At 70.7% G+C, this 23,972-nt stretch carries 26 protein-coding genes and 2 tRNA genes; 24 read left to right on the top strand and 4 right to left on the bottom strand.

The features are described 5' to 3' along the window. Positions 1–190 precede the first annotated feature (190 nt). Positions 191–334 (top strand): hypothetical protein, encoded by a 144-nt coding sequence (locus BO39_RS32675; RefSeq protein ID WP_156963739.1) that lies wholly within the window; start codon positions 191–193, stop codon positions 332–334. A gap of 236 nt (positions 335–570) precedes the next feature. Here BO39_RS32675 and BO39_RS18170 read toward each other — a convergent pair. Then, positions 571–642, bottom strand: a tRNA-Thr gene (locus tag BO39_RS18170). Positions 643–769: 127 nt separating this feature from the next. Between BO39_RS18170 and BO39_RS32670 the strand changes: the two genes are divergently transcribed. From BO39_RS32670 to BO39_RS18120, 11 genes are all read left to right on the top strand, one after another. After that, on the top strand, positions 770–949 hold the full coding sequence (locus tag BO39_RS32670) for a hypothetical protein (RefSeq protein ID WP_156963738.1): 180 nt from the start codon (positions 770–772) through the stop codon (positions 947–949). 102 nt (positions 950–1,051) lie between these two features. Then, positions 1,052–1,606, top strand: a complete 555-nt coding sequence (dcd, locus tag BO39_RS18165; protein WP_043836052.1) for a dCTP deaminase — start codon at positions 1,052–1,054, stop codon at positions 1,604–1,606. 9 nt (positions 1,607–1,615) lie between these two features. Beyond that, positions 1,616–2,890 (top strand): UDP-N-acetylglucosamine 1-carboxyvinyltransferase, encoded by a 1,275-nt coding sequence (murA, locus tag BO39_RS18160; protein ID WP_043836050.1) that lies wholly within the window; start codon positions 1,616–1,618, stop codon positions 2,888–2,890. Between the two features lie 49 nt (positions 2,891–2,939). Then, on the top strand, positions 2,940–3,635 hold the full coding sequence (hisG, locus tag BO39_RS18155) for an ATP phosphoribosyltransferase (RefSeq protein WP_043836049.1): 696 nt from the start codon (positions 2,940–2,942) through the stop codon (positions 3,633–3,635). Continuing rightward, positions 3,632–4,927 (top strand): histidinol dehydrogenase, encoded by a 1,296-nt coding sequence (gene hisD / locus BO39_RS18150; protein ID WP_043836047.1) that lies wholly within the window; start codon positions 3,632–3,634, stop codon positions 4,925–4,927. Before hisG ends, hisD begins: the two co-directional genes overlap by 4 nt. A 228-nt stretch (positions 4,928–5,155) precedes the next feature. Then, complete coding sequence (gene infA / locus BO39_RS18145; protein WP_043836045.1) at positions 5,156–5,374, top strand: translation initiation factor IF-1; 219 nt, start codon at positions 5,156–5,158, stop codon at positions 5,372–5,374. Positions 5,375–5,397: 23 nt separating this feature from the next. After that, positions 5,398–6,015, top strand: coding sequence for a Maf family protein (locus BO39_RS18140; RefSeq protein WP_420493645.1), 618 nt, complete (start codon positions 5,398–5,400; stop codon positions 6,013–6,015). A 27-nt stretch (positions 6,016–6,042) separates the two neighbouring features. Next, positions 6,043–7,173 carry a ribonuclease E/G gene (locus BO39_RS18135; RefSeq protein WP_043836043.1) on the top strand — a complete coding sequence of 377 codons (1,131 nt, stop codon included), beginning with the start codon at positions 6,043–6,045 and terminating at the stop codon, positions 7,171–7,173. Next, positions 7,163–7,333, top strand: coding sequence for a DNA gyrase inhibitor YacG (locus tag BO39_RS18130; RefSeq protein ID WP_043836041.1), 171 nt, complete (start codon positions 7,163–7,165; stop codon positions 7,331–7,333). Before BO39_RS18135 ends, BO39_RS18130 begins: the two co-directional genes overlap by 11 nt. Positions 7,334–7,424: 91 nt before the next feature. Next, a tRNA-Phe gene (locus tag BO39_RS18125) sits at positions 7,425–7,500 on the top strand. A gap of 220 nt (positions 7,501–7,720) precedes the next feature. Beyond that, the gene (locus tag BO39_RS18120) at positions 7,721–7,954 is read left to right on the top strand and encodes a hypothetical protein (RefSeq protein WP_043836039.1); all 234 of its coding nucleotides are present in this window, start codon (positions 7,721–7,723) and stop codon (positions 7,952–7,954) included. Positions 7,955–7,975: 21 nt separating this feature from the next. Here BO39_RS18120 and BO39_RS18115 read toward each other — a convergent pair whose 3' ends face one another. Beyond that, positions 7,976–8,284, bottom strand: a complete 309-nt coding sequence (locus BO39_RS18115; protein ID WP_043836037.1) for a hypothetical protein — start codon at positions 8,282–8,284, stop codon at positions 7,976–7,978. Between the two features lie 134 nt (positions 8,285–8,418). Here BO39_RS18115 and BO39_RS18110 point away from each other — a divergent pair, with 134 nt between their 5' ends. From BO39_RS18110 to BO39_RS30120, 5 genes are all read left to right on the top strand, one after another. Further along, positions 8,419–9,099: an HAD family hydrolase gene (locus BO39_RS18110; protein WP_211257481.1), complete on the top strand. Its 681-nt coding sequence runs from the start codon at positions 8,419–8,421 to the stop codon at positions 9,097–9,099. Between the two features lie 205 nt (positions 9,100–9,304). After that, positions 9,305–9,763, top strand: coding sequence for a (2Fe-2S)-binding protein (locus BO39_RS18105; RefSeq protein ID WP_043836035.1), 459 nt, complete (start codon positions 9,305–9,307; stop codon positions 9,761–9,763). 4 nt (positions 9,764–9,767) lie between these two features. Further along, positions 9,768–12,011, top strand: a complete 2,244-nt coding sequence (locus BO39_RS18100; RefSeq protein ID WP_052402270.1) for a xanthine dehydrogenase family protein molybdopterin-binding subunit — start codon at positions 9,768–9,770, stop codon at positions 12,009–12,011. Positions 12,012–12,282: 271 nt separating this feature from the next. Then, positions 12,283–13,104, top strand: coding sequence for a flocculation-associated PEP-CTERM protein PepA (gene pepA, locus BO39_RS18095; protein WP_043836032.1), 822 nt, complete (start codon positions 12,283–12,285; stop codon positions 13,102–13,104). 310 nt (positions 13,105–13,414) lie between these two features. Then, positions 13,415–14,089 (top strand): GNAT family N-acyltransferase, encoded by a 675-nt coding sequence (locus BO39_RS30120; RefSeq protein WP_052402269.1) that lies wholly within the window; start codon positions 13,415–13,417, stop codon positions 14,087–14,089. Between the two features lie 19 nt (positions 14,090–14,108). Here the strand turns inward: BO39_RS30120 and BO39_RS31190 are convergent, their stop codons facing one another. Next, a complete protein-coding gene (locus BO39_RS31190; protein WP_043836030.1) occupies positions 14,109–16,052 on the bottom strand; it encodes a ThiF family adenylyltransferase in 1,944 nt (647 codons plus the stop codon). Then, positions 16,049–16,396: a hypothetical protein gene (locus BO39_RS32665; protein ID WP_156963737.1), complete on the bottom strand. Its 348-nt coding sequence runs from the start codon at positions 16,394–16,396 to the stop codon at positions 16,049–16,051. Before BO39_RS32665 ends, BO39_RS31190 begins: the two co-directional genes overlap by 4 nt. Positions 16,397–16,675: 279 nt before the next feature. On the opposite strand from BO39_RS32665, the gene BO39_RS18075 reads away from it, so the two are divergent. The 7 genes from BO39_RS18075 to BO39_RS30110 all read left to right on the top strand — a co-directional run bounded on the left by BO39_RS18075 (position 16,676) and on the right by BO39_RS30110 (position 23,963). Further along, the gene (locus BO39_RS18075) at positions 16,676–17,884 is read left to right on the top strand and encodes a pyridoxal phosphate-dependent aminotransferase (RefSeq protein WP_043836154.1); all 1,209 of its coding nucleotides are present in this window, start codon (positions 16,676–16,678) and stop codon (positions 17,882–17,884) included. A gap of 90 nt (positions 17,885–17,974) precedes the next feature. Beyond that, positions 17,975–18,664, top strand: coding sequence for a response regulator transcription factor (locus BO39_RS18070; RefSeq protein WP_043836025.1), 690 nt, complete (start codon positions 17,975–17,977; stop codon positions 18,662–18,664). 209 nt (positions 18,665–18,873) lie between these two features. Continuing rightward, positions 18,874–19,854 carry an NAD-dependent epimerase/dehydratase family protein gene (locus tag BO39_RS18065; protein WP_043836023.1) on the top strand — a complete coding sequence of 327 codons (981 nt, stop codon included), beginning with the start codon at positions 18,874–18,876 and terminating at the stop codon, positions 19,852–19,854. Position 19,855: 1 nt separating this feature from the next. After that, positions 19,856–21,007 carry a glycosyltransferase family protein gene (locus BO39_RS18060; protein WP_052402268.1) on the top strand — a complete coding sequence of 384 codons (1,152 nt, stop codon included), beginning with the start codon at positions 19,856–19,858 and terminating at the stop codon, positions 21,005–21,007. Positions 21,008–21,142: 135 nt separating this feature from the next. Beyond that, complete coding sequence (locus BO39_RS18055; protein ID WP_043836020.1) at positions 21,143–21,781, top strand: DUF4214 domain-containing protein; 639 nt, start codon at positions 21,143–21,145, stop codon at positions 21,779–21,781. Further along, positions 21,778–22,872: a hypothetical protein gene (locus BO39_RS18050; protein WP_043836017.1), complete on the top strand. Its 1,095-nt coding sequence runs from the start codon at positions 21,778–21,780 to the stop codon at positions 22,870–22,872. Before BO39_RS18055 ends, BO39_RS18050 begins: the two co-directional genes overlap by 4 nt. Beyond that, a complete protein-coding gene (locus BO39_RS30110) occupies positions 22,869–23,963 on the top strand; it encodes a glycosyltransferase family 4 protein (protein ID WP_052402267.1) in 1,095 nt (364 codons plus the stop codon). The genes BO39_RS18050 and BO39_RS30110 overlap by 4 nt, the downstream gene beginning before the upstream one ends. Positions 23,964–23,972: the final 9 nt, after the last annotated feature.

Raw genomic sequence — 23,972 nt, 5'->3', positions numbered from 1 at the left:
GGGTGGGCAGATCTGCAACTATCTTAACGAAGTGTGAAGACATCACTCGATTCCCCTCCCGTCGCCATGCTAGCCGGCATAGCGTGACGTCAGCGTCACAAACGCTGTGTGCCCGTCAAGGTAGGGGCGGAGGATCCCGGGGATGGAAATGAACGTGAACAGCTCTGTTGTTTCGTCGCTAAAATTGTCCTTGGCCGGCTCAGTGCGGCCGCATGACGGCATCCTGTCCGCCATCAGCGAGTTGGCCGACCACGTGCGCGCCAGCAACCTCAAGCAGGCGGACGACCTGCTGACGGAGCTTCTCGTCCTGCTCCACACGCAGAAGACGCGCTGAACGACCTACTCCACGCCGCCCTTCCCGCAGGAGAGTGACGCAGTCGCAGCCCGTGGCGGAGCCGTGGGCAGGATGTGGGACGCTCGGTGATTGGGAGACATGGGCAATGACGGCATGGGCGGGTGCAGCCGTCTGCACGGCTTGCGCCGCGAGGTGTGCAATACCAACCCTACTGTGGTGGTGCCCTGGACCGGCGAGCTGACGGCGACGTCTGCCAACGCGGTATCCTGGAGGAATGCTGCCAGAGAGGATTGAACTCTCGACCTCTCCCTTACCAAGGGAGTGCTCTACCACTGAGCTACGGCAGCGTACCGGCCTGCGGGCGTGGCGCTAACTACCCGCCTCCACCGCCGCGCGCAACCCTAACGAGCCAGGAAGTCCGCCCGCCCTGAACCGCTTGACCCGCCGCCCCGCCCCCGCGATGCCTTCCCGGCCATGACAGACGACCCGCCCGAGCTCCCTGCCCCCGAAACACCACCGTCAAAACCCGCCCGAAGCCCTGCCCAGGCCGCGCGGGAGGAGCGCCTGGCCGCCGCGCTGCGGGAGAACCTGCGGCGCCGCAAAGCCCAGTCGCGGGAGCGCGCTCCCCGCCCCCCCGCCCCCAACAAGGGCTGAGCGCCCAACCCGCACCCACCCGGTTGCCGCCCTGCGGCCCAGGGTCTATCCCCGCCCCGCCCCGCCTGAGATCCCGCGGAAGCGCCGAAGGGGAACCCCGTCATGCCCATCATGCCCGACCACTGGATCCGCCGTATGGCGACGGAGCAGGGCATGATCGAGCCCTTCGTGGAGGCCCAGCGGCGGGAGGGGGTAATCTCCTACGGCCTGTCCAGCTACGGCTACGACGCCCGGGCGGCCGGGGAGTTCAAGATCTTCACCAATGTCGACAACGCCCTGGTGGATCCCAAGCGCTTCTCGGACGAGAGCTTCGTCACCCGCGTGGGCGACACCTGCATCGTGCCGCCCAACTCCTTCGTGCTGACCCACACGGTCGAGTATTTCCGCATCCCGCGGGACGTGCTGGTCATCTGCCTCGGCAAGTCCACCTATGCCCGCTGCGGCCTCATCGTGAACGTCACCCCGCTCGAGCCCGAATGGGAGGGGCAGGTGACGATCGAGATCAGCAACACCACCCCGCTGCCCGCCCGCATCTACGCGAACGAGGGCATCTGCCAGTTCCTCTTCCTCCGAGGAGAGGCGCCGCCGGATGTCTCCTACGCGGACCGGGCCGGCAAATACATGCACCAGCGCGGCGTCGCCCTGCCGCGGCTCTAGGAACAGATTATGGACCGCATCCGTCTCCGCGGCGGCCGCCCGCTGCGCGGCAGCATCCCGATCGGCGGCGCGAAGAACGCCGCCCTCCCCCTCATGGCCGCGGCGCTGTTAAGCGAGGGGCCGCTCGTGCTGACCAACGCGCCCGCGCTGGACGACACCCGCACCATGGCCGGGCTGCTCGCCCAGCACGGCCTTTCGGTCGATCACGACACGAACGCCCGCACCATGACGCTCGGCGGGACCGCGACGAACCTCGTCGCGCCCTATGACCTCGTGCGGAAGATGCGGGCCTCTGTCCTCGTCCTCGGCCCGCTGCTGGCCCGCTACAGGGAGGCGAAGGTCTCGCTCCCCGGCGGCTGCGCCATCGGCACGCGCCCCGTGGACCTCCACCTCAAGGGGCTGGAGGAGATGGGCGCGAAGATCGACCTCGATTCCGGCTACATGAACGCGACCGCGCCCGAGGGCCTACGCGGCGCCAAGATCTACTTCACCCAGGTCTCCGTCGGCGCCACCGAGAACCTTCTGATGGCCGCGACCCTGGCCGACGGCATGACCGAGTTGGTGAACGCGGCGCGCGAGCCCGAGATCGACGACCTCGCCCACTGCCTCATCGCCATGGGCGCCAGGATCGAGGGCATCGGCACCGACCGGCTGCGGATCGAGGGCGTGAAGGCGCTGCACGGCGCCACCCATCCTATCGTGCCGGACCGGATCGAGGCCGGCACCTTCGCCTGCGCCGCCGGCATCACCGGCGGCGAGGTCCTGCTGGAGGGCGCGAAGCTCGAGCACCTCGGCACCGTCGCCCGCGTGCTGCGGGAGGCGGGCGTGGAGGTGGAGGAGGCCCCGAATTCTAAGAATACTGGGGGCGTCATCGTGAAGCGCCTCTCCGGGCTGCGCGGCGTGGACGTGATGACCGAGCCCTTCCCGGGCTTCGCGACCGACATGCAGGCCCAGTTCATGGCCTTGATGGCAGTGGCCGAGGGCGCCTCGATGATCACCGAGACGATCTTCGAGAACCGCTTCATGCACGTGCCCGAGATGAACCGCATGGGCGCGCGCATCAACGTCCACGGGTCCTCGGCCATCGTGCGCGGCGTCTCCCGCCTCTCCGGCGCGCCGGTCATGGCGACGGACCTCCGCGCCTCCGTCTCCCTCATCCTGGCCGGGCTGGCGGCGGGGGGCGAGACGATCGTCAACCGCGTCTACCACCTGGACCGCGGCTACGAGCGGCTGGAGGCGAAGCTCGCCGCCGTCGGCGCCGATATCGAGCGGCTTCCGGGCTAGCTCAAGAATCCTTCATCGAGACGCCCCGCAGGCGGTGCTAGGCTCCCCCATGGACCACCCGATCAATTCCCAAGCTCTCCCAGCCACGGCCGGGACCACCGGCCTCATCCTCGCCCTGCCCAAGGGCCGCATCCTCAAGGAAGTCCAGCCCATCCTCGCCCGCGCCGGCCTGGTGCCGGGCAGCGACTTCCACGACGAGGACAGCCGCCTCCTCCGCTTCCCCACGAACCACCCGGGCCTCGACGTGGTGCGGGTGCGGCCCTTCGACGTCGCCACCTTCGTCGCCCATGGCGGCGCGCAGATCGGCATCTGCGGCGCCGACGTGCTGATGGAGTTCGACTACCCCGAGATCTACGCCCCCCTCGACCTCGGCGTCGGCCGCTGCCGCGTCAGCGTCGCCGGCCCGGCCGACGATCCCGTGGAAGATGAGTACGCCCGCTGGTCCCGCGTCACGGTCGCGACCAAGTATCCGGGCATCGCCCGCCGCCACTTCGCCGCCCGCGGCGTGCAGGCGGAGGTCGTGCACCTCAACGGCGCGATGGAGCTGGCCCCCTCCCTCGGCCTCGCCCGCCTCATCGTGGACCTCGTGCAGACCGGCTCCACCCTCAAGGCGAACGGGCTGGTGGAGCGCGAGGTGATCGCCCCCGTCACCTCCCGGCTCATCGTCAACCGCACGGCGCTGAAGACCGAGCCCGAGCTGATCGGCGCCTGGCTGGCCCGCTTCCGCGAGGCCCTGGCGGCATGAAGCGCCTCGACACACGGGACGCCGCCTTCGAGGCCGGTTTCGCTGCCCTGCTGGACATGGCCCGCGACACCACCTCGCGCGTCGATGGCGCGGTGGCCGAGATCATCGCCCACGTCCGCGCCGAGGGCGACGCGGCGCTTCTCGACCTGACCGCCCGCTTCGACCGCTGGCAGCCCCGCGATGCCGCCGCGCTGCGCGTGACGGCCGAGGAGATCGACGCGGCCACCGCCTCCATCCCGGCCGAGCTCATGGCCGCGCTGGACACCGCGGCGGCGCGGATCGAGACCTTCCATCAGGCCCAGATGCCGGCCGACATCACCGTGCCGGACCCCGCCGGGCTGACCCTGGGAATGCGCTGGAACGCGGTGGACGCGGCCGGGCTCTACGTGCCCGGCGGCAAGGCGGCCTACCCATCCTCGGTGCTGATGAACGCCATTCCCGCGCGCGTCGCGGGCGTGCCGCGCGTGGCCATGGTGGTGCCGACGCCGGATGGGGAGCTGAACCCCCTGGTACTCGCCGCCGCCCGCCGCGCGGGGGTGACCGAGGTCTGGCGCATCGGCGGCGCCCAGGCCGTGGCGGCGCTCGCCTGGGGAACGGCCAGCATCGCCCCCGTGGACAAGATCACCGGCCCCGGCAACGCCTATGTGGCGGAGGCCAAGCGGCAGGTCTTCGGGCGCGTCGGCATCGATTCCATCGCCGGCCCCTCCGAGGTCGTGGTGCTGGCCGATGGCGACCAGGACCCCGCCCGCGTGGCCATGGACCTGCTCGCTCAGGCCGAGCACGACGAGGCCGCTCAATCCATCCTCATCACCGACAGCCCGGCGCTCGCCGAGGCCGTGCCCGCGGCGGTGGAGGCGGCGCTCGCCATCCTTCCCCGCGCCGCCATCGCCGGCGAGTCCTGGCGACGGCACGGGGCGGTGGTGCTGGTGCGCGATTGGACAGAGGCCGCGGCCCTGACCGATCGCTTGGCGCCCGAGCACCTTCAGATCATGACCGCCGACCCCGCCGGCCTCTTCGCCCGCATCCGCCACGCGGGCGCGGCCTTCCTCGGCCCCTGGTGCCCGGAGGCACTAGGCGACTACGTGGCCGGGCCGAACCACGTGCTGCCCACCGGCCGCACCGCGCGCTTCGCCTCAGGCCTCTCGGTCTTCGACTTCCTCAAGCGCACCACCTGGATCGCGGCCGAGGAAGCCGGGCTGCGCGCCACTGGCCCCGCCGCCGTGGCACTGGCCCGGGCGGAAGGGCTGGAGGCCCATGCACGGAGCATCGCGGGCCGGATCGGGATGGCCTGAGGGACGGCCCTTCCCGCCTCTCGCAGGTCACCAATGCAGGCGCAAACCCGCCATTTCCTTGACCGGGACGCCCCGAAGCATCATCTTCCGGATGCTCTGCCACAGGATGCGCGGTTCCCCACCGGGGCCGCGCTCATTTGCGTGCCGGGCCGGGAGCGCATCCGCGCCCTCCGTGGATCCATGCGCCGCCCCTTTGGCAGGGCGCCGCGCTCATTATGAAGGATACGCATGTCGAAGGAAGACATGATCGAATTCAGCGGCCAGGTGATGGAGCTTCTGCCCAACGCCATGTTCCGCGTGAAGCTGGACAACGAGCACATGCTGCTCGCCCACACCAGCGGCAAGATGCGCAAGAACCGCATCCGCGTGCTCGCCGGTGACCGCGTGAACGTCGAGATGACGCCCTACGACCTCACCAAGGGCCGGATCACGTTCCGCTTCAAGTGACCCCTGTTGACGGTGACGGCCCCCTGACCAGGGGCCCGACCGCGGGGCTGGACGACGCCCTCTCCCGCCCGCCCCTGATCCTTGCCAGCGCCAGCCCGCGTCGCCTGGACCTGCTGGCCCGGCTCGGCATCGTGCCTGACCGCATCGACCCCGCCGACCTCGACGAGACTCCGCGCAAGGCGGAGCAGCCGCGCCGCCTCGCGCAGCGCCTGGCCCGCGCGAAGGCCGAGGCCGTCGCCCGCCGTTCCCCTGGCGCCCTCGTGCTGGCCGCGGACACGGTAGTGGGCGTGGGCCGCCGCATCCTCGGCAAGCCCGCGGACGCCGCCGAGGCCCGCCGCTTCCTCGACCTTCTCTCCGGCCGCCGCCACCGCGTGACCACTGGCGTCGCCCTGGTCACCCCCGATGGCCGGGTGCGGGAGCGAGTGGTCGAGACCACCCTCGCCTTCCATCGCCTGACCGGCGCCCAGGCCGAGGATTACGTTCGCTCCGGCGAGTGGGAGGGCAAGGCCGGCGGCTATGCCATCCACCAGCGGGCCGAGGTCTTCGTGCGCTTCCTCTCGGGCAGCCACTCGAATGTCGTGGGCCTGCCGCTTTTCGAGACCGCGCAGTTGCTGCGCGGGGCGGGCTGGCTCACGCCTTGAGCCCCGCCTCGGCGCCGCCAGGTGGCCATGGCTGAACCCCGGATTCTCGTCTCCACCTCCCCTGGGGAGCGCCGCGTGGCGCTCTGGCGGGACGGCGCGCTGCAAGCCGCCTTCGTCGAGCGGCCCGCCTTGCCCGATGGGGTGGGCGACATCCACCTCACCCGCGTCACAGCCCGCGTGCCCGCCCTCTCCGGCGTCTTCGTCATGATGGAGGGCGAGGTGGGCGGCTTCCTGCCCGACGCCCAGGGCGGGGAGGGCGTGACCGAGGGCACCTCCCTCCCCCTTCGCGTCACCCGCGCGGCGCAGGGCGGCAAGGGGCCGCGCCTCTCCGCCACAGGGGTGCCGAAGGACCTCCCGCGCGACGGCCCGCCCCGCCTGCTGCGCCGTGGCCCGGACGCCGCGCTGCGGCTGGCGGCCGCCCATCCTGCCGCCCCCGTCATCTCGGACCATCCGGGCGAGGCGGCCCGCCTGCGAGCCGCGCTCGGCACACCGCGCGTGCAGCTCCTGCCCCGCCCCGCCTTCGACGAGGCGGTGGAGGCCGAATTCGACCTGCTCGCCGCCGCCGAGGTGCCGCTGCCGGGCGGCGGCCGCCTGCTGGTGCATCCCACCCCCGCCCTCACGGCACTCGACGTGGACACGGGCGCTGCCGCCGGCCGCGACAGCGGCGCCCATCGCGCCGTGAACGCCGCGGCCCTCGCCGAGGCCGCTCGCCAGATCCGCCTGCGCCACCTGGCTGGCCCGATCCTGCTGGATCTGGCCGGCGGCTCCGCCAAGTCCCGCGCCGACCTGCTACCGGCACTGCGCCGGGCGGCCGGGCCGGATTCCCTGCTCCGCGTGGTCGGGCTCACGGGGCTCGGCTTGATGGAGATGGTGCGGACGCGTGTCTACCCGCCGCTGCACGAGGTGCTCGGCCAGCCTCTTTCGCCGCTCACCCATGGCCTTGCGGCCCTGCGCCGCGCCGCGCGGGAGGCCGCAGCCCGTCCTGCCGCCGCCCTGGCGCTGCGGGCGCATCCAAAGGTTCTGGCGGCCCTTCGCGGCCTGCCCGGCGCGCTGGAGGACTTCGCAGCGGGGGCCGCGCACCCCATTTCCCTGATCTCCGACCCGACCCTGGCGCCGGGTGAGGACGTGATCGAGGACCAGCCAGCCCATGCCGGATGACAAGAGCGCCGCCTGCCCTGTTTGCGGCAAGCCCGCGCAGCCCACCGCCCGCCCCTTCTGCTCGCCCCGCTGCCGCGCCATCGATCTCGGTCGCTGGCTGGGGGAGACCTATGCCGTTCCGGGGCGCCCGGAGACGGCGGAGGAGCAGGACGTCGATTGATCGCGAAGAATGCGCGTGGGCGGGATGGACAGGCGCCACGGCATCGTCTATCCCCCGCGGCCTCTACCGGCGGTAACGCCGCTTCGCTTGGGCCCAGGTAGCTCAGTTGGTAGAGCATGCGACTGAAAATCGCAGTGTCGGTGGTTCGATTCCGCCCCTGGGCACCATTCCCCTTTCCCGCAAGATCCGGCGTCATCCAGCCCCGGCCGTTTACGGCCAGAGGATGAACGTCGCCGTGAGAAACCCCACATCCCCGCCGCGCGGTGAATCATTCTGTCGCGGCGAGAGGAGGGGCGCGCATTGAAGGACGCTGACCCGTGGCAAGGCCGGACGAACTGGTCGGCGCCCCCACCCGCGCCGACCATCGGCGCAAGCGGGAGGTCCGGCATGTCCGGTAGGCTGTGGTCGCTCGGGATCCTGCTGGTGGCGCTCGGCTTGGCCGCGCGGCAAGTCGGCTGGGACACGCTTCTCTGGCTGCCGATGAGGGCAATCCACTCGGTGCTGTGGATCCCCTCCGCCGCGATCGAGGCGATCCGCTCCGATCCCGGCACTTACGGGGTCGTGGCACTGGGCGTGGTGCTGATGGTGGTCGCGAGCCTGATCCGTCGCCGCGGCGGCTGAGCCGCCACGGCGCTGACCGGGCTAGACGCCGTGCTTGCCCAGCCCGGTCGTCTTCTCCTTCGTTTCCTGCGTCACGCCGTTGTCGGGGCTGTCCAGCTCGTTCGGCTGCCCCGGCGCGTCGCCCTCGGCGCCCTTGACCTTGATGTTCACCGGCCCGCCCGGGGCGTCAGGCCCCGTGAAGTTGTTGTTGTCGCCGGGGCTCGGCTTGTACTGGTGCTCGGGCGACTTGTCGCGCGCGCGCGGAACCGGCCCGCTCATCGAGGAACCGCTGGAGACGGTGTTTTCCTCGGGCATGATGTGTGCGCCCGTCTTCTTGTTGGTATCGATCATGGCGCTCTCCTTAGGGAAGTTGAGGGCGTAACGCCCGCGGCGCGGCGGGGTTCGCCAGCCCGCCCATTCCGCGCAACAGAAGGCATCTGCGTCCCCCTCCTCGCGTTGAGGAAGGCCGCACAGGAGCCCGCGCGATGATCGAGGCCGCTATTTTTGACGTGGATGGAACGCTGGTCGATTCCGTCGATCTCCACGCCCATGCCTGGCAGGACGCACTCCGCGATTTCGGCCACGAGATCGACTACGCGGAGGTCCGCGGGCAGATCGGCAAGGGCGGGGACCAGCTTATGCCCGTCTTCCTTGACGCGAAGGAGCTGGAGGAAAAGGGCAAGGCCCTGTCCGAGCACCGCGCCCGTATCATGCAGGAGCGCTACATGCCGCGGATCCAGCCCTTCCCGGCGGTGCGCGACCTCTTCCTCCGCATCCGGCAGGACGGCACCCGCATCGCCCTCGCCTCCTCTGCGAAGGGCGACGAGCTGAGCGTCTACAAGAAGATCGCGAATATCGAGGACCTCGTGGACGCCGAGACCTCCTCCGACGACGCGGAGCGGTCCAAGCCCTTCCCCGATATCTTCCAGGCCGCGCTTTCCGCCCTCGGCGGGCTCGATCCCTCCCGCGCCGTCGCCGTGGGCGACACGCCCTACGACGCAGAGGCCGCCGGCAAGGCGGGGCTGCGCACCATCGGTGTTCTCTGTGGCGGCTTTCCCGAGGCGGACCTTCGGCGGGCCGGCTGTGTCGCGGTCTATGCGGACCCGGTCGCGCTTCTCGCAGGCTACGAGGGCTCGCCTCTGGCCAGGGTTCCCGCGATCGGCTGAGAGCCCACACCCCTCCCGGCCAATCGATTGCGTCTGCTGAAAAGGATTGGAAAGCGCGCCCGGGCCGTTCCATCCTCCCGCCGCAGCCCGACCGGCGGGGCAACCAGGGCACAACCGCCCCTCCCCGCCCAAGGGCCAAGAAGCAAGAGTGGCAACGACCGCAGGCCCCCGTTCCGGGCAGCGGCAGGCGGGAGGAACGGGGATCATGGCGAGGCTCACGGTCAACGGCCGTGGAGTGGAGGTCGATGTCGATCCCTCCACCCCGCTCATTTACGTCCTGCGCAACGACCTGGCGCTGAACGGCCCAAAGCTTGGCTGCGGCCGCGCGCAGTGCGGTGCCTGCACCGTGCACCTTGACGGCCAGGCCATCCGCTCCTGCCAGCTCCCGCTCGGCGAGGCCGAGGGGCGGCAGGTGACCACGCTGGAGGGGCTGGGCACGCCGGAGCGGCCGCATCCGCTTCAAGAGGCCTTCCTGGCGGAGCAGGCGGCGCAGTGCGGCTACTGCACCAATGGCATGATCATGCAGGGCGCCGCCCTCATCCAGGACCAGCCCGGCATCACCGAGGCGGAGGTTCTGGAGGGCATGCGGGGCAATCTCTGCCGCTGCGGCACCCAGCCGCGCGTGGTGCGCGCGGTGATGAGTGCCGCGCGGAAGGGGGCCTGACGCCATGTCCGCCAGCGCCTCCCTCACCCGCCGCGGCTTCGGCCTCGGCGTCGTCGCCGCGGGCCTCGCCATCGGCTTCCGCCTCGACGCCCCGGCGCGGGCGGCGGGCGAGGTCACGCCGATGCTCCTCGCCAACCCGAAGCTCGACACCTGGGTCCGCGTGACCCCGGACGGGCGGGTGAGCGTGACGACCGGGCGCGTGGAACTCGGCCAGGGCGTGCTGACGGCCATGCGCCAGATCGCCGCCCACGAGCTCGACATCGACCCCGCCGCGCTGGAGGTCCTCTCGGCCGACACCGCCGCCTCACCCAACGAGGGCTTCACCGCCGGCTCCATGTCCGTCCGCTACGGCGGCGAGGCGCTGGGCATGGCCTGCGCCGACCTGCGCGCCACCCTTCTGCGCGTCGCGGCCGAGGCCTGGGGAAGCGAGCCCGGGCGCCTGACGGTGGAAGGGGGCGTCATTCACGGCGCCGACGGACGCCGGATGACCTATGGCGACGCCGCGAGCCGCGTCTCCCTCGTCCGCCCCGTCGATACGGGCGCGCGGCGGAAGGACCCGACAAAGGCGGGGCCGATCGGCGCCTCGCTCCCGCGCACCGATCTTCCGGCCAAGGTCTTCGGCCAGCAGGTGTTCATCCATGACCTGCGGCCGGAGGGGATGCTCTTCGGCGCGGTGGCGCGGCCACCCGGCTATGCCGCCCGGCTTATCTCCTTCGACGAGGCCGCCGCGCGCGCCATGCCGGGGGTGGTGGAGGTGGTGCGCGACGGCTCCTTCCTCGGCGTCCTCGCGCGGCGGGAGGAGCAGGCCCGCGAGGCCGCCAGCCGCATCGCCGAGGCCGCGACCTGGGAGAACGGCCCCCCGCTCTTCGGTGGCGCCGGTGTCTTCGACTACATGAAAGGCGTGCCGGCGGAGGAGAAGGTGCTCCACCGCACCGCGGGCGAGGCCCAGGGCGCCGTACGCCTTCACCGCGCCGAGTACCGCCGCGGCTTCCAGGCCCATGCCTCGATTGGTGCCTCCTGCGCCCTCGCGCAGTGGGAAGGTGGCAAGCTGACCGTCTGGTCGCATTGCCAGGGCCCCTTCCCCCTCCGCACCGACCTCGCCCGCGCGTTGCGGGTGGAGGAGGGCTCGATCCGCGTGATCCACGCCCAGGGCTCGGGCTGCTACGGGCACAACGGCGCCGATGACGTGGCCCTCGACGCCGCCCTCCTGGCACGCGCGGCCGGCGGGCGGCCCGTTCGGGTGCAGTGGACGCATGAGGAAGAGATGGCCTGGGAGCCCTGGAGCTCCGCCATGATCGTGCGGATGGAGGCCGGGATCGGCGGCGACGGCACGCCCACCTCCTGGTCGCACGACGTGCGAAGCTTCTCTCACAACACCCGTCCCGGGCAGCCGGGCGCAGGGGGCTGCAATCTTCGCTCCGCCTGGTATCTCGAGAACCCGGTGGCGCCGCCCGTCTCGACCGACGCGCCGCTGCCGGCGGGGGCTGCCGCGCGCAACGCCGTGCCGATCTACGCGGGCATCCCGAACCAGCGGATCTCCTCGCACTTCCTGCCGGAGGCGCCGATCCGCACCTCCGCCCTCCGCACGCTCGGCGGCTACTTCAACGCCCTCTGCGGCGACCTCTTCATCGAGGAGCTGGCGGCGCTCGCGGGGAAGGATCCCGTCTCCTACCGCCTCGCGAACCTGACCGATCCGCGGCTGGCGGAGGTGCTGCACCGGGCCGTCCGGCTCTCCGGCTGGACGCCCGAGGCGGTGCGGCTCGCCCCCGCGCTGGAGCCGGTGATGACCGGCACCGGCCTCGGCCTCTCCCGCTACAAGAACACGGACTGCTACGTGGCGGTCGTCGCGCGGGTGGAGGTCGATACCCGCAGCGGGGAGGTCCGTCCCCTCGCGCTCTGGGCCGCGGTGGATGCCGGCCGCGTCGTCAATCCCGACGGCCTGCGGAACCAGGTCGAGGGCGGGATGGTGCAGTCCACCAGTTGGACGCTGATGGAGGAGGGCCACTGGAACGCCCACCGCATCGTCAGCGACAACTACGCCGACTACCCCATCCTGGAGTTCCCGGGACTGCCGCGGATCGAGAGCGCCATCGTCGACCGGCCGGACCAGCCCCCGCTCGGCGCCGGCGAAGGCAGCCAGGCGCCGACCGGGGCTGCCATCGCCAACGCGGTGCTGGCCGCCACCGGCCGCCGCGTGCCCGAAATCCCGCTGACGCCGGAACGGGTGCGCGCCGCACTTCTTGCCTGACCGGCCACGGGGGGCAGCGATGCCGGGGGGGAAGGTCGAGACTGCGGCCCTCGCCCTTCCGATCCGCGCCTCGGAGAGGCGGCATACCGTTCCGGAAGGTCAACCGACGGCTGTGTGTCGAGCGATCTTACACCTCCACCGCCACCCACATCCGTTTTCATGCACATTACTGAAAATAAACAGAATTTTTGCTGGCACGGCATGTGCGAATAAGAGCCTGCGATCGACCAGGACCGGTAATTCCGCCGCTCCGATCGTAAGGAAGCAGCGCATGCGCAACCTCTCTGCGACAGCGAAGGCCCTCACGAGGGCGACTCTGGCGGGTACCGCTGTTGCTCTCACGCTCACCGTCGGCACTGTTGCCGCCCAGGCGCAGACCGCCGTCACGTTCAACCCCGGCTCCTTCGGTGCGGCTGCCCCGACCTTCACGGCGGACGTGCTCAACCTGAAGGACTTCTCGCGGGTTGACCTCGGCAGCTCGAGCGGCAACACGACGACCTTCACCGAGAGCGGGTTCCTCCAGGTCAACAATGCCTCGCTGAACGGCAACACCTTCGACCCGACCGGCAACCGCTCCGCTTACAGCCTGTATTTCCAGTACAGCGGCACGGGCACGCAGAACGCGGCGAACTTCACCCAGAGCTCGCAGGGCGTCTTCAACTCCCTCAGCTACACGCTCTACGGGGCGCTCGGGGCGTCCACCTTCAGCGTTGCCAGCGGCACGCCGACGGTCAACAACACCGGTGCGACCACCGTTCTCGCCACGGGCAGCCTGATCAACGGCACGACCAGCTTCTCGGCCAACCCGACCGGCGCTGGCGCCAACATCAGCGCCACCTACGTCCAGCAGCTCGCGAACTTCATCCTCTCGCCGGCGAACTCGACCCTCCGTCTGTTCGGCGCCTTCAACAACAACGAGCAGATCGTGACGGTCGTGAACAACGGCCAGAGCTTCCTGATCAACGGCGGCGGCGGCGACGTCTCCTTCACCGCCACGCCGACGCCGGTTCCGGAGCCCGCCTCCATGATGATCTTCGGGACGGCCCTGGCCGGCCTCGGGGCCATCACGCGGCGCCGTCGCAAGACGGCCTGATCCCCAGGGATCGGCCTGGCCATACGACGGCCAAGGGGCGGTGCCGAAAGGCATCGCCCTTTTTTCATGCCCGCAGCACAGGGTGTTCGGAACAAAATTGTCACAAGTTGTAGGAGCCCTCTGTTACCACACAGGCAAGTGAAAAATATTGTCGCGATACCGGAATATTAGGAATAAAGAACGCAGAGTTTAGGTTCAACTCTGCACGTCGCGGCGAAATGACCCCCTAAACCCCGGAATCATGAAACTCGACTTGCAACCTCCGCGAATTCTGTTCACCACACGGATGCGTGAAGAGAAAAGGCGAGCGATGACAGCAGCAGTCAGCGGGGTCCTGGACGCAGCGAAGGATTTCGAGGTCACCATCGCGGATACGCCTGAACGGCTCCGGGATGCGTACCGCCTTCGGCATCAGGTCTACTGCATGGAACGCGGCTACGAGCCAGGGGATGGCGCCCTGGAGACTGATCGCTTCGACCGACGTGCCGGTCATGCGCTCCTGACACAGCGAAGCACCGGCCGCCTCGTGGGCACGGTTCGGATCGTTGCCCCCGCCAACCGGGGGCAGGGCCTGGATCTCCCGATGCAGAGCCTCTGCGGCGAAGGGGCGTTTCGCTCCATGCCGACCTACCGGACGGGTGAGATCAGCCGCTTCGCGATCTCCAAGGCCCTCCGCGACTCCTCGGCGGACGGCATCCCGCTCCGCCTCGGCCTCATGCGCGGCGTGGTGCAGCTCAGCTCCGAGATGGGCATCCACAACTGGTGCGCCATTATGGAGCACACCCTTCTCCGCCTCCTCCGTGGCAGCGGCATCCACTTCCAGCCGCTTGGCCCGGCCATCGAGTACCATGGCCTGCGCCAGCCCTGCTGGGGCCCCGTGACCCAGGTCCTCGGCCGCATGCGCGAGGAGCGCCGGGCCGTGTGGGAATACGTGACTGACGGCGGCACGCTCTGGCCGCACCAGATCGAGGCCGTCGCGGCCTAGAAGGCCGCCCCTCGCCGCGTCAGCCGCCCTGCAGGTCGGCCAGCGGGCGACGGACGGAGCGCTGCCGCGGTGGCGCGCCCTTCGGCTCCCCGATGCGGGCGAGGAAGATCAGCCGATCCGCCGACGGTCCGGCAAGCGCCCGCAGCCCCACGGCGCAGCGTTCCACATCCCGCCTCAAGGCCTGGCTCGGCAATTCGCTACCGACCATGCCGGCGCAGAGCAGCACCGCAATCCCCGGCTGCATCGCCAGCCCCAGGCGGGTGGCCGTGAGCCATAGGCGCAGCAGGCCCGCGCCCGCCGCCAACAGCCCTTCCGTGTCCCGCGCCGCGCCCTCGGAAAGGGCGACGGTGAAGAAGGCCGCGCTGCCGAGCGCCGTCGCCCAGTCGAGCTGCAGGGCCGCGCTGTGCGCCCCGCCAAGCCGGTTCAGGGCGACCATCCGTCGCCAGTCTCGAATGGCCCAGCGCATCACGGGCAGGGTGGGCCGCCAGAGGCCGGTGGCCCCCGCCGGGATGCCCGTCCGGCTGTTCCCAGGCGCCCAGTCGATGGCGCTGCGATGCACGGCATGGGCGCCGGGCAGGCGCAGGCGGAAGCGGGTGGCCATGGCGCCGAGCCGCGCGAAGGCGAGGCGGCCCGCGTCGTTCTCGTGCCAGCGCAGTTCCAGTCCTGGCCCCAGCGCCGCCTCCAGCGCCGCCCGCTCCCGCGGGAGCAGCGGCCGGCGACGATAGGGCCGGCGATCGACCGAGCGCAGCGGAAGCAGGGCGTAGAGCGAATCGGGCTCGACCCCAGCCGCGACGGGAAAGCGCAACTCGGCCACCAGCCGGCCGGTGCTCTCGTCCAGCCGGCCCTCCATCAGCCGGCCCTGCATCGTCGCCGCGATCCGCAGCGCCTCCAGCATCATGCCTGCCGAGAGCACGGAGGGTTCGCCACCCCGGTACTCGTAGGGGTTGGCGGGGTCGTGCGGGTCGAAGCGGACGCGCACCGCGTCCTCGCCCAGGATCTCGAAGCGCCAGGGCTGGACGTTGTCCCCGCTCGGCGCCCAGCGGGCGGCCTCCAGGATGGCCTCCATCGGGGTCGCCGGCGGCTCCGGCGGGCGTGGGGCGCGAAGCATGGCCGCGAACTGCCGCCGCGCGACCGCAAGCTTCAGGCGCTGGACCGGCTCGTCGTTCCCCCGCCGCAGCTTCGTCGCGACGAAGCGCTGGAGATAGGCGTCGTAGTGATGGTGGACCGGCGCCGCCTCCACCCCGCCGCGAAGAAGAAGGATGCGTGTGGCCATCGCCGCGATCGCGCCCGAGCAGAGCAGGCAGGCCGCCCCGGTCGAAGGGCCGCGGTGGTTGGCGAGGTCGATATAGGAGGGATCGACAAGATAGGCCCGGTGCAGGCCGCGCGGCGCCACACCGAGGAGGAAGCGGAGGTACTGCTCCTCCTCCGGGTGCCCCTCCAGGCGGAAATACTGCTCGAAGCTCATTCCCGTCGGCATGAAGGCGAGCAGGCCCACGCCCATGCCGATCGGCGCCGCGGTCAGGGCGGGAATGCCCAGCTCCCGGCAGCGGGCGAAGGCGCGACGCTTGATGTCCATGGCGAAGAAGTCGATGCCATCGACGAAGAGGTCCGCGCCGTCGAGGAAATCGTCGAGGTTCTCCGGCGTCACACCGTTGGGGAAGGTGCGGATCCGTAGTTCCGGGTTCACGTCCCGCGCCATGGCGGCCAGGGTCTCGGCCTTGGGCTTGTCCATGGTGCTGACGAAGGCACCGGCCTGGCGATTCATGTTCGGCAGGTCGAAGCGGTCGAGGTCGGCGATGGTGAAAGCGCCGATGCCGAGCCGCGCGAGGGCAATCAGGTGCCCGCCCCCCACCCCGCCCATGCCGGCGATGGCCACGCGGCGGGCGCGGAGGGAGTCCTGCTCCTCCGCGCGGACCCAGCCGAGATTACGGGAGAAGGCGGCGTGGTAGTCGAAGGGCCTCATCGGGGGATCGGCAGAAGCGACGGCGAGGTTGAGGGGGTGTTTCTTTGCATGGCCTTTTCATAGGCCTCGAGCTGCGCATCCGTCAGGTCATCAATTTGCAGCAGCTGCCAGTCCCCCTCCGCTGAGCGCCGGACGAGGCGACCGGCGTAGTCCTCGCCCTCGAGCGAAACGCGCCAGATTCCTTCGGCAGCCAAGGGCTGGCGATCACGCAGCCGCGCGACCTTTCCCTTCAGGCCGGCCCCACGAGCAGGATCGCCGGGGCCGGGCCGCTCGGTGCCGCCACCCAACCCCGCCTTACCACCCCCTCGAAGGGGCCTGCTGAGGTCGGAGGCTGCCGCGGTCAACGCCTTGTCCCTCTCGCCAGGAGCCGTGCGCGCGAGCGTCGGCGAACGGTGCGCGTAAACCCTTGCGCATGTGCCGGCAAACGTTTCGTCAATCCGCAGGTTGCCGCAACCGGAAGGACCCGGCCCCGCGACGGGACCGGTGCGGCCCTTTTGCCACCGTGTCCCTGCGACCTTCCCCCTTCCCCCGGTCGGGAGGTCGCGGCAGAAGGGCCGCTTCGTCACCGCCCCGCCCTCCCTCCGAAGGTTGGGTCGGGATGCCCCGGTAGGATGCCCGCTTTCATGAGTGCCGCCCTCCCCGTCGCCGATACCCTTCCAGACCTCGCGGGCACCCTTCCCGCCCGCATCCAGGCGGTGGGCACGAGCCAGATCGGCATGGTGGCCGACCGCGGGCGGGACGACCCGGAGGTGGTGAAGCTCTGGATCGGTGAGGGCGACCTGCCGACGCCGGACTTCGTGGTGGAAGCCGCCCACCTCGCCATGCAGCGGGGCGAGACGCGCTACACCTATTCCCGCGGCATCCCCCGCCTGCACCAGGCCCTGTCCGACTACCACCGCCGCCACTGGGAGGTGGAGGTGGCGCCTGAGCGCTTCGCCATCACCGCCGGCGGCATGAACGCCATCATGCAGGCCTGCCAGGCGCTGCTGGAGCACGGCGACGAGGTGGTGATCCCCACGCCCAACTGGCCCAACCTGGCCGAGGCCGTGCGCGTCACGGGCGGCGCGCCGGTCACGGTGCCCTATCGCCGCTCGGCGGACGGGCACTTCTCCCTGCCGATCGAGGACCTCGTTGCCGCCCTCACACCGCGCACGCGCGTGCTCGTGGTGAACTCGCCCTCCAACCCCACGGGCTGGGTGATGCCGCTGGCGGAGATGGAGGCGCTGCGGGACCTCGCGCGGGAGCGGAACCTCTGGATCATCTCCGACGAGGTCTATGGCCAGTTCACCTACGGCAACGCGCTGGCGCCCTCCTTCCTGCAGATCTGCACGCCGTCCGACCGGCTGATCGTCACCAACACCTTCTCCAAGAACTGGGCGATGACGGGGTGGCGCGCCGGCTGGGTCGTCTATCCGGAGGGGCTGGCCGCGACTTTCGGCAAGCTCGGGCAGTACAACACCACCTCCATCCCGACCTTCATCCAGCACGCGGCCGTCGCGGCGCTGGACGAGGGCGACGGCTTCATCCGCACGATGGTCGGCCGCTGCGCCGAGAGCCGGGCGATCATGGTCGAGGGCCTGTCGCGCCTTAAGGGCGTGACCGTCTTCGCGCCCGAGGGCGCCTTCTACCTCATGGCGCGGGTAGAGACGGGGGAGACGAGCCTCGACCTCGCCTTCCGCCTGCTGCGCGAGGCGAAGGTGGGCGTCGCCCCCGGCACCGCCTTCGGACCGGAGGGAGAGGGCTTCGTGCGCATATGCTTCGCCGTCAGCCCCGAACTCGCGCGGGAGGCGGTGGCGCGGTTGACGCGCGTGCTGGGCGAGCGCGCGGCCTAGCCGCCCTTCCCCTCGCGCCCGGCGGCCCGGCCATGCGCGAGATGCTTCTTGCCGGCGCCTAAATCATTACGGGCCCGTGGAGGCGCTCTCATGTCCGGCTCTCGGCCCGTGCTTGTTCTCGACGCTGATCCGGGTTTCGCCGCAACCGTCAGCGCCGCCCTCGCCGAGGAGGGCTGGCGGACGGAGGTTGTCACGACCCCGGACGAGGCGCGGCTTTCTTTCCAGCGCGATGATCCCTGCATCGCCGTGCTGGACCTCGGCCCTCCCGACGGCGCCGCCCTCGTGCGGGAGGCCGCCGGGCGGCCCGGCCTCGGCGTCGTCGCGGTCGGCGCTTCGGCGGAGGAGATGGACCGCGTGCTCGGCCCCGAGTTCGGGGCGGACGACTTCCTCGCCAGGCCCTTCCCCCTCGGGGAGGTGGTCGCGCGCGTACGGGCGCTCGGCCGCCGGCTGGACGCCGCGAAGGTCCCGCCCCCGATCGCCGGGTGGAGCCTCGGCGGGCTGAGGATGGAGCCCGCCCGCCTGCGCGTGGTCGCGACGGACGGCACCGAGACGCGGCTCACCGGTGGCGAGGCGGGCTTCCTCGCGGTACTGCTCGACTCCGAGGACCACCTGGCCGCGCGGGAGACGATCTCGGAACGGGTCCTCGGGCGCCGCCTGCTGCCGGACCAGCGGGGGGTGGACAGGATCGCCTCGAACCTGAGGCAGAAGCTCGGCGCCGCCTCGGCCGGCCATGTCACGGTCGTGGCGGTCAGCGGCAGGGGATACCGGCTGGTGTGGTGAGCGGGCGCCGCCCTTCGTGACGGCCAGGACGGGCGCACGGCCTCCGCGAGCCCTTCCACTACGGGCGTCCGGATGGTTCAAGCCATCCAGGGCCGTTATGATCCGGCCCGACGCGCGGACCGGTTCACAGGAAACAGCCCCATGCTTCTCCGCTCCCCGGCGGCCACGGCACGCCGCCTCCCCCACCCCGCCGGCGGGATGGGCTGAGCGTGGGAAGCGTCCTTGTCACGGGGGCCGCGGGCTTCATCGGCGCCCATCTCTGCCGCGCCCTGCTCGCGCGCGGAGAGCGGGTCATCGGCCTCGACAACTTCAATCCCTATTATGACCCCGCCCTGAAGGAGGCGCGGCTGGCCGCCCTTACCGGGAATGCGCCGCCCGGCGCCTTCCGCATGCACCGGATCGACCTGGCGGATACCGAGGCGCTGCTGGGTATGATGGCCGCCGAGCCTGACATCGACCGCGTCGCGCATCTCGGCGCCCAGGCGGGGGTGCGCTGGTCGCTGGAGGCGCCCTTCGCCTATGCGGCCGCCAACGTCACCGGGCATCTCGGCATCCTCGAGGGCATCCGTCGGAGCGAGGGACGCATCCGCCACACCGTCTATGCCTCCACCAGCTCGGTCTACGGCTCGCGCACGGACGGGCCCTTTCGCGAGACGGACCGGGTGGACAGCCCCGCCTCCCTCTATGCCGCGACCAAGGCGGCGGGGGAGCTGATGAGCAAGGTTTACACCCAGCTCTACAGCCTGCCGCTCACGGGGCTTCGCTTCTTCACCGTCTACGGTCCCTGGGGCCGGCCGGACATGGCCTACTGGCTGTTCACCGACGCGATGCTGAAGGGAGAGCCGATCAAGCTCTTCAACGGCGGGCGGATGCGGCGGGACTTCACCTTCGTCGACGACATCGTGGCCGGCGTGATCGCCGCGCTGGACAACCCGCCCGCGGATGGTGGCCACCGCCTCTACAACATCGGCAACAGCCGGCAGGAGGAGCTGCTGGACATGGTCTCCATTCTGGAGGAGCTGCTGGGGGTGAAGGCGGTCCGCGTGTTGCAGCCGATGCAGCCGGGCGACGTGCCGGCCACCTTTGCCGACGTCTCGGCCATGAAGCGCGATTTCGGCTGGGAGCCGACCACGAACCTGCGCGACGGGCTCGGCCACTTCGTCGGCTGGTGGCGAGGGCACTTCGGATGAGGTGCGAACCGGGGCGGAGAGCCTAGCCATTCCCCCCTTCCTGCCGCTCGTCGCCCCACCGATCGTCATCTTCTCCTTCACCCGCCCCGACTACCTCCGGCGGCTCTGCCAGTCCCTGAAGGCGCAGGAAGGCGTGGCCGTCACGGGGCGGCAGATGCACCTCATGCAGGACGGCTCGCGCTCCCCGCGCTCGGGCGTCGTCTACGGCGATCCCGCCCTCATCGAGAGGAGCATCGCGGTGTTCCGCGAGCACTTCCCCGAGGGGACGGTGCATGCCGCCCCGGAGAACCTTGGCGTCGCAATGAACATCCAGCGCGGCGAGGAGCTCGTCTTCCGCCGGCTGAACGCCGAGATCGGCTACTTCTTCGAGGAGGACCTCGAACTCGGCCCCTGGTACCTCTGCATGCTCGAGGAGATGCGCCGCCAGCTCGGCCCGCATCCGGAGGTCGGGTACTTCGCCGCCTATGGGGACCACGCCATCCCCTCCGATCCGGCCGCGCCCCAGATCGTGCCGCTGGAGCACCACTGGGGCTTCGGCCTGACGCGCCGCTGCTGGGAGGCGATGCAGGCCTGGTTGGAGCCCTTCCTGCAGGTCTATGCGGAGGTGGATTACCGCGCCCGGCCGGACCTGCGCATCGTCGAGCTCTACGCCGAGAAGGCGGTTGCCCACACCGCCTCCTCCCAGGACGTGGCGAAGACGATGGCCTGCGCCGATCTCGGCTTCGCCCGGATCAACACCGATGTCTGCTACGCCCGCTACATCGGCGCGCTCGGCGAATCCTTCCGCCCCGCCGATTTCAGCGTGCTGGGCTTCGACGAGATGGCCTACGTGACCGCGCCGCCCGCGCAGCCGCCCATCATCACCCAGGCCGCCGTGGAGAGGATCATCCGGATGAAGCGCGAGGCCTGCGTCGAGCACCGTCGGCAGGCCTTCGACGCGGAGCTGGCGGCGATGCGCCAGCGCCTGAGCAACCCGGACCGCCCGGTGACCCGCGAGCAGCTCGACACACTCTGGCTTCTCCTCATGGACCGGCTGCCGGACGACGAGGAGTACTACCGGCAGAATGTCGGGAGGATCTCCCTGCGGCAGGTCCGCCGCGCCCTGCTGCAGAGCGACGAGGCGAAGGCCAAGAGCTTCTACATGCTGCCCTGATCCGGCGATCCCACCCCGGCGACCACCCCGCCACTTCTTGCCAAGGCGCAGCGACTGTGCGGAAATATCGCGGCGCAGGCGCCCCGCGATGAACATGGTGAAACCGGAACCCTCCATGCCCGACTACTCGGCGCCGTGATCCGGGGACACCTGGACGCGCTCACCCCCCTCGGCTTCGTCGAGGGCTGGTGCTTTGACGATGAGGAGCCCGATCGGACGCTCCCCGTCCTCGTCAGGAGCCCCGAGGGAGAGGAACTCGCCGCGGGCCACGCGAACCTCTTCCGCGCGGACCTCGCCAATGTTCGATTCGGCCACGGCTGGTGCGCCTTCCGGCTGCGCCTCTCCCTGCCCATTGAGGACGCGGCCGCGATGCCTCTCGAGTTGTGCGTTCCCGAGCACGAGCAGAAGATCGAGTCGCCGCGCGTCCTGCCGATCCGCGCGGGCGCCGAACCCTCGTGCAACACCATCTCCAAGGTCATCGCCACCGACCCGACCGTGACGGGCGCCATCGAGCAGCTCCGCGCCTACGGCCCTGTGCTGGAGAGCTTCATGACCCGGCGCGGCATCGATGACTTCATCCACACGGCTTATGTCTACGTCCTCGGCCGGCCGGTGGATCTGGACGGGCTGGCCATCTACGGCCCGCTGCTGGAGATGGGCGCCCTCTCGCCCTACGGGCTGCTGGCCCTGCTCGCGGCCAGCGACGAGTTCCATGCGCGCCCACGTTTCCTCGCCGCGCCGAACTCGCCCGCCTTCGTGTTCCGCCGGTCATGAGCGAGCGCAACGCGGTGCTGCCCGAGATCCGGGGGCGCCTGCTGGTTTCCATTCCCGGATCATGGATCGACCGGCTGCGCTTGCCCGGCTCGCTCTTCGGGGGCGAGGTGCTGCGCGACATCGCCATGCCCGTCGAGCTTCGCGCGGCCCTCGCGCTACTCTCGGCCGAGGCGGACGCGCAGTCGGTGCCGCTGCAATTCGTGGCCCGGCCCGAGATCTTCACCCACGGCCGCTCCCGCGCCTGGCTGGATGACCGCATCGGCAACGCGCGGGACCACGTCATCCTCACCGACGGCCACACGCTCCGCACCCTGCCGGGCCTGCGCAACCACATGTTCTTCTATCCCCGCGGCGTCCCCGCGCAGGAAGCGGCGCTGCGGCGCCTGATCGGCATCGCGCCGGAGCTGTTCAGCGGCCTCGCTTCCCAGATTAACGGTGGCCTGGCTTTCCGCTGCGGCGGCGCCTGGCACCGCCCGCCGCCGGTCCATCTCCGGCTGCGCACCACGCCCGACGCGGGGCGGGTGGAGCGCTTCCCCTTCCTCGCCGCCCGGCTCCACGACGATGCGGCCCCGCAGCCGGTCAAGGCGGCGCCGGCCGGCGAGCCGCTGCCGGAGGACCGGCCGATCCGCTACGTCCCCCTCAGCGAGACTGCCCTGGCTGACGGCGTCTTCATGCGGGGTTTGGCGGAGAGGGTGCAGCGGGCGATCTTCGGCGGGCCGGAGCGGCTGCTGCTGGAACTCTCGCGGCCCGAGGGCTCACCGAGCGCGGCGGACCGGATCGCGGCCGCGACGCTCGCCTTCTCGGAAACGCGCGTCGCCTTCCCGCGCAGCCCCTCCTGGAACGTGCAGTTCGTCACGGCGCCGCCGCGCGGGCTGCGGATGGAATCGCTGTTGATCCACCCGGGCATCGCCTTCTGGCGCTACGGCCTCGACTTCTACGGCGCAGCCGAGCGGATCGAGGTTCCGGTGGGGACGAATCCTGTCAACCGCTTCCGCAACCTCCTCTCCTCCTGGCTCGGGCGGCCCGTCGCCGTGCTCCGGCAGGACGCGGTCGGCGAGGTGCCGCGCGTAACGCTGAGCGAGGCGCCATGAGCACGACGGCCACGCGCCCACGTCTGAATATCGATATCGGCCCGCTGCTCGAGGACCAGTGGACCGGCATCTCCGCCTTCACCCGCCGCCTGGTGCAGGCGCTCGATGCCAGCGGGCGGCTGGACCTCTCCTTCAGCGTGCGGATGATGCAGCTCCACGCCGCCGAGGTGCGCGAAACCATCCGCCACGGCTCCGGCGCCTTCCTGCGCGCGCAACTGGACAAGCGCGACGCGGTGGAGCGCCCGCCGCTGGACCCGGCGCTGCCGCTCTTCTACCCCTCCGTGAAATCCCACCCGAACCTCGTGCCGCGCGAGGCGAGCACGATCCACGACATGAGCACGCTCGTGATGCCGGAGACGCATGACGAGCGGAACGTCGCCCATCACCTTGACCCGATGCGCCACGAGCTCTCGACAGACGAGGTGGTGTTCTGCGTCTCCGAGGCGACGCGGCGCGCGGTCTGCGCCACCTTCCCCTGGGCCGAGCGCCGCACGCGCCTGCTCATGCAGTACGTGGACTGGCCCGAGGAGTTCGCGGCCTATGAGCGCAACCTGCCGTCGGTGGAGCTGGGCCGCTACGCCGTGGTGATCGGCACGATCGAGCCGCGCAAGAACCTCGACCTGCTGCTGCGCGCGCTGGAGCATCCAGCCGTCGCCGCCTCGCGCCTCACCTTCTTCGTGATCGGCAAGCGCGGCTGGCTGGTGGACCAGGCCCTGGCGCGGCTGCGGCCGGAACTGGCGCAGCGCGTGAAGTTCACCGGCTTCGTTTCGGAGTTCGTGAAGTACCGCCTGCTGAGATCGGCCGAGTTCCTCGTCCTCCCCTCCGTCTACGAGGGCTTCGGCATCCCGGCAGTGGAGGCGATGAGCCTCGGCAAGCCCGTTCTCGCCTCCCTCACCTCCAGCTTCCCGGAGGTGATCGGCAATGCCGGCCTGTTCTTCGACCCCTTCTCGGTGGACGAGTTCGCGCTGGCGCTGAAGGAGATGTCCGACGCGCGCCGCGTGACGGAACTCGCACCCAAGGCGCTCGCCCAGGCCGCGTCCTTCAGCCCGCAGCGGATGGCGGCGCCGGTGTTGGATTGGCTGGGCGCCTGACGCCCAGCC

It is taken from the genome of Roseomonas aerilata DSM 19363 (genome assembly GCF_000711725.1).
Taxonomy (GTDB): Bacteria; Pseudomonadota; Alphaproteobacteria; order Acetobacterales; family Acetobacteraceae; genus Roseomonas; species Roseomonas aerilata.
Note: the sequence above shows the minus strand (reverse complement) of the source record. Positions and strands in the feature narration are given on the sequence as shown.